This is a genomic window from Mesorhizobium sp. B3-1-8 (assembly GCF_006439495.1).
GTDB lineage: Bacteria > Pseudomonadota > Alphaproteobacteria > Rhizobiales > Rhizobiaceae > Mesorhizobium.
On sequence record NZ_VFTK01000007.1, the window covers coordinates 77,351 to 92,057 of the forward strand.

General features: G+C 62.6%; 16 protein-coding genes. 6 read left to right on the forward strand and 10 right to left on the reverse strand.

Going from position 1 to position 14,707, the window contains the following annotated elements; genetic code table 11:
• Window positions 1–86: 86 nt before the first annotated feature.
• From rpsB to FJ424_RS08660, 3 genes are all read right to left on the reverse strand, one after another.
• Window positions 87–866, reverse strand: coding sequence for a 30S ribosomal protein S2 (gene rpsB, locus FJ424_RS08650; RefSeq protein ID WP_140653092.1), 780 nt, complete (start codon window positions 864–866; stop codon window positions 87–89).
• 195 nt (window positions 867–1,061) lie between these two features.
• A complete protein-coding gene (locus FJ424_RS08655) occupies window positions 1,062–1,340 on the reverse strand; it encodes a DUF4031 domain-containing protein (RefSeq protein WP_040987257.1) in 279 nt (92 codons plus the stop codon).
• Between the two features lie 83 nt (window positions 1,341–1,423).
• Entirely contained in the window at window positions 1,424–2,254 is an 831-nt protein-coding gene (locus tag FJ424_RS08660) for a cell envelope integrity EipB family protein (protein ID WP_140642714.1), read from the reverse strand.
• A 139-nt stretch (window positions 2,255–2,393) separates the two neighbouring features.
• Here FJ424_RS08660 and FJ424_RS08665 point away from each other — a divergent pair, with 139 nt between their 5' ends.
• The 3 genes from FJ424_RS08665 to FJ424_RS08675 all read left to right on the forward strand — a co-directional run bounded on the left by FJ424_RS08665 (window position 2,394) and on the right by FJ424_RS08675 (window position 4,977).
• The gene (locus tag FJ424_RS08665) at window positions 2,394–2,858 is read left to right on the forward strand and encodes a RidA family protein (RefSeq protein ID WP_140653090.1); all 465 of its coding nucleotides are present in this window, start codon (window positions 2,394–2,396) and stop codon (window positions 2,856–2,858) included.
• Between the two features lie 8 nt (window positions 2,859–2,866).
• Window positions 2,867–3,595: a glycerophosphodiester phosphodiesterase gene (locus FJ424_RS08670; RefSeq protein WP_140653088.1), complete on the forward strand. Its 729-nt coding sequence runs from the start codon at window positions 2,867–2,869 to the stop codon at window positions 3,593–3,595.
• A gap of 167 nt (window positions 3,596–3,762) precedes the next feature.
• Complete coding sequence (locus FJ424_RS08675) at window positions 3,763–4,977, forward strand: GNAT family N-acetyltransferase (RefSeq protein ID WP_140653086.1); 1,215 nt, start codon at window positions 3,763–3,765, stop codon at window positions 4,975–4,977.
• A 10-nt stretch (window positions 4,978–4,987) separates the two neighbouring features.
• On the opposite strand, the gene FJ424_RS08680 is transcribed toward FJ424_RS08675, so the two are convergent.
• Entirely contained in the window at window positions 4,988–5,152 is a 165-nt protein-coding gene (locus FJ424_RS08680; RefSeq protein ID WP_140642732.1) for a cytochrome oxidase subunit III, read from the reverse strand.
• A gap of 192 nt (window positions 5,153–5,344) precedes the next feature.
• Here FJ424_RS08680 and FJ424_RS08685 point away from each other — a divergent pair, with 192 nt between their 5' ends.
• Both FJ424_RS08685 and FJ424_RS08690 read left to right on the forward strand, forming a co-directional pair.
• Window positions 5,345–7,018 carry a sulfatase-like hydrolase/transferase gene (locus FJ424_RS08685; protein ID WP_140653084.1) on the forward strand — a complete coding sequence of 558 codons (1,674 nt, stop codon included), beginning with the start codon at window positions 5,345–5,347 and terminating at the stop codon, window positions 7,016–7,018.
• Between the two features lie 65 nt (window positions 7,019–7,083).
• Window positions 7,084–7,512, forward strand: coding sequence for an HIT family protein (locus FJ424_RS08690; RefSeq protein WP_140653083.1), 429 nt, complete (start codon window positions 7,084–7,086; stop codon window positions 7,510–7,512).
• A 12-nt stretch (window positions 7,513–7,524) separates the two neighbouring features.
• Here the strand turns inward: FJ424_RS08690 and FJ424_RS08695 are convergent, their stop codons facing one another.
• The 4 genes from FJ424_RS08695 to FJ424_RS08710 form a co-directional block, all read right to left on the reverse strand.
• The gene (locus tag FJ424_RS08695; RefSeq protein WP_140653081.1) at window positions 7,525–8,151 is read right to left on the reverse strand and encodes a chloramphenicol phosphotransferase; all 627 of its coding nucleotides are present in this window, start codon (window positions 8,149–8,151) and stop codon (window positions 7,525–7,527) included.
• A 67-nt stretch (window positions 8,152–8,218) separates the two neighbouring features.
• The gene (gene clpA, locus FJ424_RS08700; protein ID WP_140653080.1) at window positions 8,219–10,684 is read right to left on the reverse strand and encodes an ATP-dependent Clp protease ATP-binding subunit ClpA; all 2,466 of its coding nucleotides are present in this window, start codon (window positions 10,682–10,684) and stop codon (window positions 8,219–8,221) included.
• Between the two features lie 6 nt (window positions 10,685–10,690).
• The gene (gene clpS / locus FJ424_RS08705) at window positions 10,691–11,017 is read right to left on the reverse strand and encodes an ATP-dependent Clp protease adapter ClpS (protein WP_041000825.1); all 327 of its coding nucleotides are present in this window, start codon (window positions 11,015–11,017) and stop codon (window positions 10,691–10,693) included.
• Between the two features lie 278 nt (window positions 11,018–11,295).
• Window positions 11,296–11,625, reverse strand: coding sequence for a phasin family protein (locus FJ424_RS08710; RefSeq protein ID WP_140642744.1), 330 nt, complete (start codon window positions 11,623–11,625; stop codon window positions 11,296–11,298).
• Window positions 11,626–11,913: 288 nt separating this feature from the next.
• On the opposite strand from FJ424_RS08710, the gene FJ424_RS08715 reads away from it, so the two are divergent.
• Window positions 11,914–13,344: a D-alanyl-D-alanine carboxypeptidase gene (locus tag FJ424_RS08715; protein WP_140653078.1), complete on the forward strand. Its 1,431-nt coding sequence runs from the start codon at window positions 11,914–11,916 to the stop codon at window positions 13,342–13,344.
• Between the two features lie 42 nt (window positions 13,345–13,386).
• On the opposite strand, the gene FJ424_RS08720 is transcribed toward FJ424_RS08715, so the two are convergent.
• Both FJ424_RS08720 and FJ424_RS08725 read right to left on the reverse strand, forming a co-directional pair.
• Window positions 13,387–14,085 carry a molecular chaperone DnaJ gene (locus FJ424_RS08720; protein WP_140642748.1) on the reverse strand — a complete coding sequence of 233 codons (699 nt, stop codon included), beginning with the start codon at window positions 14,083–14,085 and terminating at the stop codon, window positions 13,387–13,389.
• Between the two features lie 123 nt (window positions 14,086–14,208).
• Window positions 14,209–14,646, reverse strand: coding sequence for a DUF1489 family protein (locus FJ424_RS08725; RefSeq protein ID WP_140653076.1), 438 nt, complete (start codon window positions 14,644–14,646; stop codon window positions 14,209–14,211).
• Between the last annotated feature and the right edge of the window lie 61 nt (window positions 14,647–14,707).

Sequence of the window (14,707 nt, forward strand, 5' to 3'; positions counted from 1 at the left end):
CATCGGGACTCGATGATGCGCTCGGCAAAAGCGCTTTAGCGCGCCAATTTATTGGAAAGATGAAGGCCGGGACCCGGCCTTCCTTATCAAGCTTCCGGAGCTTCGGCAGCCGGAGTGTCGAGCGCGGGCTCGACCGGAGCCTCGGCCGAAGCGCCGATGTCGACCCCGAGCGCGCCCTGCTGGCGGGCGATGCCGTCGATGGCGGCCTTGGCGATCAGGTCGCAATAGAACTGGATGGCGCGGGCCGCGTCATCATTGCCGGGGATCGGGAAGTCGATCTTGTCCGGGTCGCAGTTCGAATCGATGATGGCCACGACCGGGATGCCCAGGCGCTTGGCCTCGAGGATCGCGATCGCTTCCTTGTTGGTGTCGATGACGAACATCAGGTCCGGCGTCGAGCCCATGTCCTTGATGCCGCCGAGAGCCTTGTTGAGCTTCTCGCGCTCGCGATCGAGGTTCAGGCGCTCCTTCTTGGTGAGGCCCTGGGCCTCGCCGGCGAGCGTCTCGTCGAGCTTGCGCAGGCGCTGGATCGAATTCGAGATCGTCTTCCAGTTGGTGAGCATGCCGCCCAGCCAACGCGAGTTGACATAGTACTGGGCCGAACGCTGCGCGGCGTCGGCAACGATGTCGGACGCCTGGCGCTTGGTGCCGACGAACAGCACGCGGCCGCCCTTGGCGACAGTGTCGGACACCTGCTTCAGAGCCTGGTGCAGCAGCGGCACCGTCTGCGACAGGTCGATGATGTGAATGTTGTTGCGGGCGCCATAGATGTAAGGCGCCATCTTCGGGTTCCAGCGGTGGGTCTGGTGGCCGAAGTGAACACCAGCTTCCAAAAGCTGGCGCATGCTGAAATCTGGCAGAGCCATTCTCTAGTTCCTTTCCGGTTGGCCTCCACGGACACAGGCATTTCGGACATATGTCCTGATGCCACCGGAGGTTTCAGCCGGATTTCTCCCGGGCAGACACCAAAGTCCGTGTGTGGAATGAGCGCGCATATAGAGGGGAAGTCTCATAAACGCAAGCCGGGAAAACGCCCTTACCTGCGGCGATCCGCCCAAATCTCAGCGTTTTACCTTGCCGTTCGGCACCCTGACGCGGCGAAAGATCGCGACGATTTCCTCGCGGCTGCATTCGATGGCGCCAAGCCGAACCGCGCGATCGCGCTCGAAGCCGGTGATGTCGTAATGCGGCGCCGACGTCTTGGGCGGCCCTTGATAGGAGGAAAGCTTGAGGCCGAGTTCGGTGGCGAAGCGGTGCAGCTCGTCCGTGTCGTCGGCAAGGAGATGGCACCAGCGGTGGCCGGCCCATTTCCAGATCGCCGCATCGACATAGACCGCCATCAGGCTCGCCGCATTTGGTGAGCCTCACACATGGCGTTCGCAAGCCAGGCCTGCAAGCTAGGGCGGCTACTGTCGAAGCGCTGCTATTTCGACGCCGGGCAAGGCTTGGTCTGGTCGAACAACGACAAGTTCACCAGCTTGCCGGTCATCGAGAAGTCGCCATAATCCATGACGAGGTCGCGAGTGATGCCGTTCTCGTGCAGCTTGAAGCTGATCCGGTACTCCGGCACCTCCTCGCCGCTTTTGTCGGTATCGTCGAAATAGGCAATGTCGACCGGCCAGTATTTGTCGGAGGCGAGCTTGGCCAGCGCCGGCGCTTCCGGATCCGTCTTTTCTGCGTCCGTCTTCTTGCCAACGATGACGGTGGTGGTCATCACCTTGTTGGCATCCTCTGAACCGTCGAACAGATTGGTCTGGTAGAAATTCTCGCCCTTCTCGGCCTTGCCGATCAGCTCGACCAGATGCTGGGTCGGAAACTGCGTCGCCGCGAGATCGAGGCTGCTCTTCTCCGGCTTGTCGATATCGACCTTCAGGCCCTTCGCTTCCCTGGTCGCCGTGCCCTTGACTTCCTTGTCGAGGTTCTGGTCGACAAAGGATTTCGTCACGAAGGAAAAGGTCTTGCCTTCGGCGTCCTCGAAAGTCGTCGTCTGCTGGTCGGTCAGCCTGGTGTTGTCGTTGGTGACGATCTGCGTGACGAAGCGGAACTTGACCGTATAACCTTCGCAGGCCGAGCCGTTGAACTCGTAGACCATGCGGCCGGTGATGCCGGTAATGCCTGAACGGTCGGAGGCCTTGCTGAGCGTGAGATCGTAGACGGCGCGATGCGCCTGCAGCGCGGGCACCGCAAAGGCCGGCGCCATCGGAAGCGCCGCCGAAAAACAGGCGGCGGCGAGGAAAAGGCGCGTTGCGCGCATGCGTTACTCCGATCGTCGCAGCCGGGGGGCAGGCCGCAGGGAAAGATGGTCCAGCTTAAAAAAAGTCGTGGCGGAAGCGAGGCAAAAATAGCAATTTCGGCCCCGCCAACGCGGCGTCTTCCAGCAATAGGGAAAACCAATGAGCGAAACAATCGAAAAGCGGCTAAGCGATCTTGGCGTCACCCTTCCGGCCGCCGCCGCGCCCGCCGCCAACTACGTGCCCTATTGCCGCACCGGCAACACGCTGTTCACCGCCGGCCAGCTGCCGCTGAAGGACGGCAAGTTGCAGGCAAGCGGGTTGCTCGGCCGCGACATCGACACGGCCGCCGGCAAGGAAGGCGCGAAATTCTGCGCCATCAACATCCTGGCGCAGGCCAAGGCAGCACTCGGCGACCTCGAAAAAATTAGCCGCCTGGTCAAGATCACCGTCTTCGTCGCCTCCGCGCCGGATTTCGTCGAACAGCATCTTGTCGCCAACGGCGCCTCCGACTTCCTGGTCGCGGTACTCGGCGAGCGCGGCAAGCACGCCCGTTCCGCCGTCGGCACCGCCTCGCTGCCGCTCAACGCCGCGGTCGAGATCGAAGCGATCTTCGAAGTCGAGTGAGGTTCAAGATGACCGATCTTTCCTGGCTGATCGCGCAGCCTGTCGCGCATCGCGGCTTCCACGACATGAACAAGACGCGCTGGGAAAACACGCTGTCGGCCTTCGCCGCGGCGGCCGAGCGCGGCTATGCCATCGAATGCGACGTGCATATCTCGTCGGATGGCGTCCCGGTCATCATCCATGACGGCGATCTGAAACGCCTGACCGGCCAGGACGGCTTCGTCTGGCAGCGCACCGCGGCCGAACTGGCGACGCTCAAGATCGGCGGCACCAAGGACCACGTGCCGACGCTCAAGGAAGCGCTCGACCTGATCGACGGCCGCGTGTCGCTGGTGGTCGAGCTGAAAGGCGTTCCTGGCCATGATGCCGGGCTGGTGGCGAGCGTCGGTCAGCTGCTCAAGCGCTACAAGGGCAAGGTGGCGATCATGTCGTTCGATCACTGGCTGATCCGCGACTTCGCCAAGGACGCGCCGGGTATCCCCGGCGGGCTGACCGCCTATGGCAGGGACAACCAGTTGATCGAGGCGCATTTCGCCATGCTCGCGCACGGCCTCGCCTTCACCTCTTACGCCGCTGGCGACCTGCCCAACCCCTTCGTCAGCTTCGTGCGCAAAAAGCTGAAAATGCCGGTCATCAGCTGGACCGTGCACGACCAGCCGGCGGTCGACCTCACCTTCAAATATGCCGATCAAATGACCTTCGAGGGTTTCGAACCCGATCTGGTCAAGGTCGCCTAGAGCCGGATGATTTCAGGTCAAACGACCTGAAATCCGATCCGCCTCTAATCAATCTAAAGAGAGAGCATGATGTCGTCCGAAAACCGCTTGACACTTTTCGGCATCATGCTCTCGGGAATGCCCGAAACGTGACTTGTAGCAGCCCTGAGGACGCTTAAATAAGCCCCATGGATCAGGGCGACGACGACGATGGACGGGCAGCGAACGCGGATTACGCGATCCGCGTCGCGGCGGGTATCGGCGCCTTCACCTGCGTGGAGTGGGACGGCTTTGCCGGAACCACGCGCGGCGACAAAGAAAATGGCTACAATCCGCTGGTTTCATTCGCTTTTCTAAGCGCATTGGAAGATTCTGGATGCGCCGTCCGGCGCACCGGCTGGCAGGGCCATCACCTGCGGCTGGAAACCGCGCAAGGCAGGCTTCTCGGCGCCGTCCCCTGTTATCTCAAATCGCACAGCCAGGGCGAATATGTCTTCGACCATGGCTGGTCGGACGCCTTCGAGCGCGCCGGTGGCCGCTACTATCCCAAACTGCAATGCTCGGTGCCGTTCACGCCGGTCACCGGCCCTCGCCTTCTGGTCGGCAAAGGCGAGAATGTAAGTGCCGTGAGAGCCGGACTGGCGGAAGGCCTGAAACTCGTGACCGACAAGCTCGGCGTCTCTTCCGCGCATGTCACCTTCGCCAACGAGCCTGATGTCGCGACGCTGGAAGCGGCAGGCTTCCTGCATCGCACCGACCAGCAGTTCCATTTCTTCAACGAAGATTTTTCGAACTATGATGACTTCCTCGCCACGCTTGCCTCGCGCAAGCGCAAGGCGATGAAGAAGGAGCGTCGCGAGGCGCTTGCCGACGGCATCTCGATCGACTGGTTGATCGGCAAGGACATCACCGAAAGCGCCTGGGACGATTTCTTCGCCTTCTACACGGATACCGGCGGCAGGAAATGGGGCCGGCCCTATCTCAACCGGCAGTTCTTCTCCCTGATCGGCGAGCGCATGGCCGATGACATTCTTCTGGTGATGGCCAAGCGCAACGGCCGCTACATTGCCGGCGCCATCAACTTCATCGGTTCCGACGCGCTTTATGGGCGCAACTGGGGCTGCATCGAGGACCACGCCTTCCTGCATTTCGAGGTCTGCTATCATCAGGCAATCGACTTCGCCATCGAGCGCAAGCTCAAGGTAGTGGAGGCCGGCGCGCAGGGCGAACACAAGCTGGCGCGCGGCTACCGGCCCGTGACCATGCATTCGGCGCACTACATTTCGCATCCCGGTCTGCGCAATGCCGTCGCCGACTATCTTAGGCGGGAGCGGCGCGAAGTCGAGCGCATGGGCGAGTATCTCGAAGAGCACACGCCCTTCCGCAAGGACCTCGCAGAATAAGGTCTAGCGGTCAGTGCGGCTTTCGGGCGGCGATCGGAACCAGGAACGAAAAGCAGGCGACCAGGAACAGCACCGCGCCGGCAAGCGCCAGCAAATCGCCCGCGCGCCATGCCGCGGCGATGAAAAACAGCGCCGACACGATGAACAGCAGCCAACCGGCGACGATCCACTTCATGATTGCTCCGTCCTAGATTGCCGCATCAGACGACAAATGTCGGTTCTCAAGCAATAGCAGAGCCTGCCGTCGACAGCTGCCTATAATATTGGCCAAGCAACGAAGCCGGCTCAACGCCTGCTGTTTACCGGATTGGTGGAATCCGCTAAGTCATCGCCAGGGGCATTGGTGCGCGAGCACCTTGGGGTTGGCATGCTGTTTTGGGCATCTTGGGACGTCGGGCAATGGCTCGGTGTGGCGGGGCTTGCGGCCGCGCTGCCGTTGACCGTCCGGCTCGAAGGCAAGCCGGGAACCTGGCCTCTCGGCTTTTCCACCTTCTTCCTTCTCTTTGCTTTCCTGCACCTGTTTTTTCCAGGCGCGATCGTCGCGCTCTGGATGACGCTCATGCTGACGGCCATCATCGGCATCGCCTCGAAGCTGAAATACCGCTATCTCGGCTTCAATCTTCTGGCCGGAGATCTCTATCATCTGGCCGCGAGCAGTTGGCGCAGCGTCTTTGTCGACAATGCCCGAATGGCGATCCCGGCCCTCTTCGCCGGAGCGGCGATCGCTGCGGTCGCCATGCTTGTCGACATAACTCTGGTGGAACAGGCGACGTCGCTCTCGCTGCGCCTCGCGATTTTCGCCGTAGCCGTGCTGATCTACGTGGCAGTCTATCGGTTGAGCGGCGGAGCGCCTCGTTTCCGCTTCGACCTGCTCACCAGGGATCGCGCGCATCTCTCCGCCTTCGTGGCGTCGTGGCTCGGCGCGGGACCTTCGCAACGGCCGGGCTTCGTTGACATCGCTCACGATCCGCTGCCGTTTCTGCCGCCTGTGCCGGCTAAGCGGGAGAACGGCGAGGCTCGGCCGCACATCTTCATGGTCCTGCATGAATCGACATTTGATCCGAGGCACCATGGCGTGCCGATCAACCGTGCTTTCGAGCAATTCTTCTCGCCCGCAAACGGTCTGTCTGGGGCTTTGCATGTCGATGTTTTCGGCGGCAGCACGCTGCAGACCGAATTCTCGGTGCTGACCGGCCTGTCCTCGCTTTCCTTCGGCAACGACAGCCGCTTCGTCTTTCATCTGCTGGCTGGGCGGGTGCGCCACTCATTGCCCTCGGTGCTTTCAGGCATGGGGTACCATGTGTCGCATGTGAGCTGCGATCGTCCCAACTTCGTCAATTGCGATCGCTTCTATAAATCGATCGGGTTCGAGGAGGTCGCCTATGCCGCGACCTTGCCGCCGCCCTTCGATCTGGAGCGCTGGCGTCGCGAGCGCCATGACGAACAGCTTTACAGCCATGCTCTGAACCGGATTGCGGACCGCTTGGGAAGCGAGAGGCCCTGTTTCCTCTCGATAATGACGCTGATGAACCACGGCGATCACCGTCGCCGCATCTTCCCGCCCGAGCTTCAGGCCGATATCCGCCGTGAAGCCGTCGCGCTGACCGGCAATGAGAATTACGGCGAATACGCCGTGCGGCTGGCAGAAAGCGTCGAGGCCTATGCCGCGTTTCGCGGACAACTCGAAACCGCGCTGAATGGCCGGCCAGCCATCGTCGTGCGTTATGGCGATCACCAGCCGTCATTCACGGCCGCCCTCACCGGCCTGCCGCCTTCCGACAGAGCCTTGCACAAGACCTTCTACGCGATCGAGGCGATCAACAGCGCTTTGCCCGCCGATCTGGCCGCTCCCGCCATGCTCGACGCGGCATTCCTGTCGACATTGACCATGTCCGCCGCGCGTCTGCCGCTCGATCCGGTATTCGCGACCAGGACGGCCCTTCTGGCTGACTGTGCCGCTCGCTATTTCGCAAGCGAGTCCGTGCGCAAGAAGCGCTTCCACCGGGCTCTTGTCGAAGCGGGCATGGTCGATCTCGCCTGAGCGCCTTGCCGCCCATCGGCAGCTTCGCTACACCGGACGGCGAATGCAATTGGGAGTGTCACCCCATGGCCGAAGCCTATGATCCCGGCAACATCTTCGCGAAAATCCTGCGCGGCGAGATTCCCTCGCACCGCGTCTACGAGGACGACGCGGTCGTCGCCTTCATGGATGTGATGCCGCAAGGCATGGGCCACACGCTGGTGGTGCCCAAGGCGCCGTCGCGCAACATGCTCGACGCCGATCCGGCAACGCTCGGCCCATTGTTCGGCGTGGCGCAGAAAGTTGCGGTCGCGGTGAAAAAGGCCTTCAACGCCGACGGCGTCACTCTGATGCAGTTCAACGAGCCGGCCTCCGGGCAGACCGTCTATCATCTCCATGTCCATGTCGTCCCGCGCTTCGAGGGCATACCGTTGAAGCCGCATTCGGGCCAGATGGAGAAGCCGGAGGTGTTGGCCGAGAACGCCGGCAAGATCCGGGCAGCGCTGGGAAGCTGAACGGACCGGCGCTCAGGTGGTCGGCAAATTCGCCAATGTGTGGAAAGCCATTGGCGCCGGTCCCGCGATGAGCCTCTCACGGATCGACCCCGCGCATGCCCGTGGGCTGAGCAACGACGTATCGACTTCCAGGTCGTAGAGGCCGGGCTTGTGCACCTCTTCCTGCCAGCGGCGGACGGGCAGCGGCATGGGATCGTCGTCCGTTCCAATGACGTATGGCGTACCTTCCCCACCTGCTGCGCGCCTTCGCAACACCTCGTCGATCGGGCAGCGGACGCCGACGAGCAGCACCGGCAGGCCGGCTAGGCGTCGCGCACAATGGGGAAGGATGTTCAGCGATCTGGAATAGGCGTCGTGATGACCGATATCGACGACGACATTGAGCCCCAGCCGGCTGTGGGCCGCGATCGAATCGTAAAGCGCGGCGTAAAGCAGCGGCACGAAAGCCTCGATGTCGGGGCGTTCGCCGCCGGGACGCAGGCCGATACCCGGGCGCAGCCGCGGCGGCGTGGCTTGGGCGCAGGCGTCGACGCCGAGATTGATCCACACACCCTCGAATGTCTCCTGGATCGCCGCGGCGATGCTCGATTTTCCCGAGCGCGGCGCGCCGTTGAGGATGATGATCTGTCCGGCTTCCAAGCGGTGCTCCTGTTCAACGAAAAAAGGCCCCGTTTCCGGGGCCTTCTGTATTTCAAGCGAGGGCTTGTCAGCCCTTGCGCGGCAGTTGCGGCACAAGGCTGCGCTTGTTGCCGTCCTTGCCTTTCGGCTCCGGCTTCTGCGCCACCGCCTTCTTGGGCGCAGGCTTCTTGGCGACCGCCTTTTTCGGCTTCGGCGCGTCTTCCGGCTCTTCCTTCTTCGGCTGCACCGGCGACTCGTCGGCGAGCGATTCGAGCTTCAGGCCGGACTCGCCGGTTTCCTTCTTCTCGACGGTGACGCGCACCGTGCCGCCCTTCTTGAGCTTGCCGAACAGCACCTCGTCGGCCAGGGGCTTCTTGATGTGCTCCTGGATGACGCGGCCGAGCGGACGCGCGCCCATGCGCTCGTCGTAACCCTTGTCGGCCAGCCAGGCGATCGCGTCCGGCGACAGGTCGAACGTAACGCCACGCTCGGACAGCTGCGCCTCGAGTTGCATGACGAACTTCTGCACCACCTGATGGATGACCGGCACCGGCAACGAGCCGAACGGGATGATAGCGTCCAGACGGTTGCGGAACTCCGGCGTGAACAGCCGGTTGATCGCCTCGACGTCGTCGCCTTCGCGCTTGGTCGAGCCGAAGCCGATCGCCGCGCGCTGCGCATCCGACGCGCCCGCATTGGTGGTCATGATCAGGATCACATTGCGGAAGTCGATCTGCTTGCCGTTGTGGTCGGTCAGCTTGCCGTGGTCCATCACCTGCAGCAGGATGTTGAACAGGTCCGGATGCGCCTTCTCGACTTCGTCGAGCAGCAGCACGCAGTGCGGATGCTGGTCGACGCCGTCGGTCAGCAAGCCGCCCTGGTCGAAGCCGACATAGCCGGGAGGCGCGCCGATCAGCCGCGAGACGGTGTGGCGTTCCATATATTCCGACATGTCGAAGCGGATCAGCTCGACGCCAAGCGAGGCGGCAAGCTGCTTGGCCACTTCCGTCTTGCCGACGCCGGTTGGCCCTGAGAACAGGTAGGAGCCGATCGGCTTCTCCGGTTCGCGCAGGCCGGCGCGCGCCAGCTTGATCGCCGAGGTCAGCGCGGTGATGGCCGTATCCTGGCCGTAGACGACGCGCTTCAGCTCGATATCGAGGCCCTGCAGCACCTTCTCGTCATCGGCCGAGACGGTCTTCGGCGGGATGCGCGCCATGGTGGCGATCGTCGCCTCGATCTCCCTGATGCCGATCGTCTTCTTGCGCTTGGCTTCCGGCACCAGCATCTGCGAGGCGCCGGTCTCGTCGATCACGTCGATCGCCTTGTCCGGCAGCTTGCGGTCGTTGATGTAGCGCGCCGACAGCTCGACCGAGGCCTTGATGGCTTCGCTCGTGTAGCGGACCTTGTGGAACTCCTCGAAATAGGGCTTCAGGCCCTTCATGATCTCGATGGCGTCCTCGATGGTCGGCTCGTTGACGTCGATCTTCTGGAAACGCCGCACCAGCGCGCGGTCCTTCTCGAAGAACTGGCGGAACTCCTTGTAGGTGGTCGAGCCGATGCAGCGGATGGCGCCGGACGATAGCGCCGGCTTCAGAAGGTTCGATGCATCCATGGCGCCGCCCGAAGTGGCGCCCGCCCCGATCACCGTGTGGATCTCGTCGATGAACAGCACAGCGCCCGGATAATCCTCGAGCTCCTTGACGACCTGCTTCAGCCGCTCCTCGAAGTCGCCGCGATAGCGGGTGCCGGCCAAGAGCGTGCCCATGTCGAGCGCGAAAATGGTGGCGTCCTGCAGCACTTCAGGCACGTCGCCTTCGACGATGCGCTTGGCGAGGCCTTCGGCGATCGCCGTCTTGCCGACGCCGGGGTCGCCGACATAGAGCGGGTTGTTCTTGGAACGGCGGCACAGCACCTGGATGGTGCGGTTGATCTCGCTGTCACGGCCGATCAGCGGGTCGATCTTGCCGGCCCGCGCCTTGTTGTTGAGATTGACGCAGTAGGCCGTCAGCGCGTCCTGCTGCTTCTTCTTGCCGCCCTCTTCCTGCGGCTCGGCGCCATTCTGGCCGCCCTGCTCGTCCTCGGCGCCGCGCGGCGTGCGCGACTCCGAAGCGCCCGGGCGCTTGGCGATGCCATGCGAGATGTAATTGACCGCGTCGTAGCGGGTCATCTGCTGTTCCTGCAGGAAATAGGCGGCGTGGCTCTCGCGCTCGGCGAAGATGGCGACGAGCACGTTGGCGCCGGACACTTCCTCGCGGCCGGACGACTGCACATGGATCACGGCGCGCTGGATGACGCGCTGGAAACCTGCCGTCGGCTTCGAATCCTCGTCGTAACCGGTGACGAGGTTGTCGAGCTCGGTGTCGATATAGGTGAGAACCGTATGCTTGAGCTCGTCGAGATCAACGTTGCAGGCACGCATGACGGCGGCCGCCTCGGTGTCGTCGATCAGGGCGAGCAGCAAATGTTCGAGCGTCGCATACTCATGATGCCGCTCGTTGGCGAATGTCAGCGCCTGATGTAGCGCCTTTTCCAGGCCTTGGGAGAAAGCCGGCATGTTACCTCACTTCTTCTCCATCACGCATTGCAGCGGATGCTGATTCTGTCGGGCGAAATCCATGACCTGGGACACTTTGGTCTCGGCCACCTCGAATGTGTAGACACCGCACTCGCCCACTCCATGATTGTGAACATGAAGCATGATGCGTGTGGCGGCCTCGCGGTCCTTTTGGAAAAACCGCTCCAGGACGTGAACGACGAACTCCATCGGCGTGTAGTCGTCGTTCAGAATGAGGACCCGGTAGAGACTGGGCTTCTTGGTCTTGGTTTTGGTGCGCGTGATGACAGCGGTGCCGCGACCGGGATCGTTGCGGTCTCCGTCACCTTGCATTCGCACCACGCCTGCCGTGGCAGTCAAACCGATCGTCACGTAGTCCAGCCTTTTCGAATCCTCATGCGAGTTCAACATGTAGGTTCTCGATGAACGATTTTAAGCCCTTCTGTTTAGCTGACAATATGGCTAGGTGGGCAAACCTCTGCGAATTTCTCAATCGTGAATGCGGTTAATGTGCATCGAGTTGCGCTCGCGCATGAAAAAACCCGGCCGCGTTTCCGCGACCGGGCCTTTCCGACTGGCCGGCTGGCCTTGTCGGGTGTGATTGGGCGAAATTACTTCGCCTTGGCGACCACCGATTCGAAGGGCTTGTAAGCTTCCTTGGCGAGTTCGGCATAGAGATTGCCGATCTTGCTGGCCTCGGCCACGAAGCTCTCATAGCTCTGCTTGGCGTAATCGGTCTGGATCTCGACGGCCTTCTCGATCGACTTGGCCGCGAACAGCTTCTCGAAGGCGGCGCTGCCGGCTTCGAAGCTCTTCTTGGTGTATTCGCCGGCTTCGGTGGCGATCGCCTGCGCGCCCTTGCTGAGCGAGGCAAAGCTCTTCAGCCCGGTGTCGGCAAATTCCTTGCCGTATTTCGTGAAGTCCTCATAGGTCTGGGTCATTTCATGCTTCCCTTTGGTTGAAACGCCCTTTTTGGCCCCGGGCGCCCTTGTGCAATGCACCTCAATATATTGTGCGATGCACAAAAGTCAAGAATCCCTTGGGTAAGCAGGGGCCCAGCGCCGGCGGCCGGTAAAATTCGATTAAAGAGAAGCTCGATTTGCCGAAAAATGGTGAACGCTGCGGTTACCATAAACGGATTGGTAACGCTGGGCGCGATAGCTTGGCCGGAAGCGAGGCAGGCCTCCCTTTGCCGCCTCCGGGGCAACGAAAATTCAGGGTAAGTAACGGTGCGTCAGGCGTTGTCGGGCTTCGTCTCCAAATCTTCTCTCTCCTTCAAGGCAATCATGGTTGCCGCGCTCGCGGTGACGATTGTCGCCGCCGATGTCGCTTCGGCTCTTGCGGCAAGGTCCGCGGCCATCGTCGTCGACGCCAAGACCGGCAAGGTGCTTTATTCGGCCGATGCCAATGGCCGGCGCTATCCGGCTTCGCTCACCAAGATGATGACGCTCTATTTGACCTTCGAGGCGTTGGCGAAAGGCAGGATCAGCAAGAACACGCCGGTTCCGTTTTCCGCGCATGCCTCCGCCGAGGCACCGACCAAGCTCGGCGTTCGGCCCGGCGGCTCGGTTCCGGTCGAAACAGCTATTCTGTCGATCGTAACGAAGTCGGCAAATGACTCGGCAACCGCGCTCGGCGAAATGCTCGGCGGCAGCGAAGACAATTTCGCCCGCATGATGACGGCCAAGGCGCGCCAGCTCGGCATGAATGGCACCGTTTTCCGCAACGCCAACGGCTTGCCCGATCCCGGCCAGTTCACCACGGCGCACGACATGGCCATGCTTGGCATCGCACTGCGTGAGCACTACCCGCAATATTACGGCTATTTCTCGCAGCGCTCGTTCCTGTATGGCCGCCAGCGCATCAACGGCCACAACCGCCTGCTTGGCCGCATCAAGGGCGTCGACGGCATCAAGACCGGCTACACCCGCGCCTCGGGTTACAACCTCGTCTCCTCCGTGGCCGATGGCGATCGCCGCCTCGTCGCGGTGGTGATGGGCGGCGCTTCCGGGCGCAGCCGCGACAACCAGATGGCCGCGCTGATCAACACCTATCTGCCGCGCGCTTCGACGCGCGGCGGTGGCGATCTCATCGCCAAGGGCGGCGACAATCCGATCAAGACCTTGGCCAAGGTCTTCTTGCCCAAGCATGACGCGCCCACTCCGGACGCCAAGCCGGCAACGGATGACACTGTCGTTGCCTCAGCCGACGATGACGTCCAGGACGACGACGCCCAGCAGGTCGCCGAGCAGACGAAGCCCGTCATCAAGGTCAAGAAGGTGAAGACGGTTGCCGTCGCCGCCATGGCACCTGCCCCTGAATCCCAGGAGACTTCGCCCCAGGTCGTCACCGCCTATGCCGAACCCGCGCCGGTCGCGCCCGCGATCGATCCGGTCAGGACGTCGTCGGTGCCGTCCGGCTGGGTGGTTCAGGTTGCCTCCTCGCCGACGAAAACGGGAGCCCAGGCGCTGCTCGATCAGACCGCCAAGCAGGCGCCGAGGATTCTGGCCGACGCATCGGGCTTCACCGTCGCATTCGACAAGGACGGCACAACCTACTACCGCGCCCGCTTCGGCGGCTTCGGCTCGAAGGGCGCCGCCTGGAAGGCCTGCGATGCCCTGAAGCGCAAGAAAATATCGTGCTACGCCGTCGAGCAATAGGCGGCTGTTGAATCTCCCGGAAGGTACCGGCGTCGAAGGAGACTAATCGTGATTGGAGAGCAAGACGTCCTTGGCTTCATTGATCCGCGCCGCCAGGACAGACGTGCCGCCGACATCGGCGTTCAAGCGCTGCATCAGGCGGCGGTGCGCCTTGCGGATATCCGCCGCGGCAGCCCCCGCTTCAAGACCAAGGACCTTGTAGGCCTCCTCCTTAGTCATGGCGCCCGCACCTGGCGCAACACCCAGCCCTTCGCCACCGTGAGGCTGCGCGTCCTTGCGCCAGACGGGAAAACGGCCGTCAAGATACGTCTCTAGGAGCTGGCGGCTCTCTGGATCGGGACTGAGCTCGCCATGAAGTTGGCGCAGGTCCGTCAGTCCCATGGCCCCCAGCATCTTGCCTTCATAACGCCCGGCCAAGACAAGCCCCTCGAGCCTGCCGCTGTCGTGGTCGAGGTCCATTTCGAGCGCGGCGGTGCGCACTGTCGAATGCTTGGAGGCGGCCGCCCGCGCCGGAGGCCGCCTTGTGCGTATCCATCCGACCCAGGCCAGCGCCGCGAGCAAAAGCAGTCCGCCGATAAGGCTGCGGCCGAAGATCAGCATGGGCGCGCCAACCAGCCCCAGGAAGGCCGGCCCAAGCGATCTCAGACCGTCGGCCATCCTTGCCGCATCCGCGCGCACAAAGAGCATCGCGGCGCCGAAAAGCACCACGAGCACCGCTGCCAAAGCAAGGATCACGCCCATCGATTAGCACCGCCATACGGATGACCGAGCATAAGAAATAGGATGGGACCAAGGTCCGGCGCTTGCAAGTCCCACATCGGACGAGCCGAAGGGCCAGCGCCGCGGGCGGTAAACAAAGCCGCGCTAGAGCAGACCGAGTTCGGCGAGTTCGAGCCTCAGCTTGGGCGGCATTTCGGCGAGCGCCGTCCTGCCCTTGCCAAGATCGGCCGGCGCATCGGCGGGCTTCAGATAGCGCCAGCCCTGGAAGGCGCGGCGCGGCTGCCAGTCGGTGCGCACCACATTCGGATCGAGCATAAGATGGCAGCGGCCGATGCCCTCGCGGTCGGTAAAGGGCCGGATCTCGGTGATCAGCTGCCGGCACTGCACATTGCCCTTGATCACCCAATAGAGCGAGCCGCCATCGGTGATCTCCCCGCCGCGCGTCGGCACCATGCGGGTGGTGTGCCAGTGCTCGGCCGGCTCGCCAGCACGGCGCCGCTCGTCGAGGCGGAACGCAATCCACTCTTCGAGGTCCTCGACGCTGTCGCAGCCGACGCACAGTTTTAGGAGATTAAGTGACATGTCCCAAGATTTAGCCGCAAGGGTCGACGCGTCAACGCCTTGAGCGACTTCTCCACAGGGC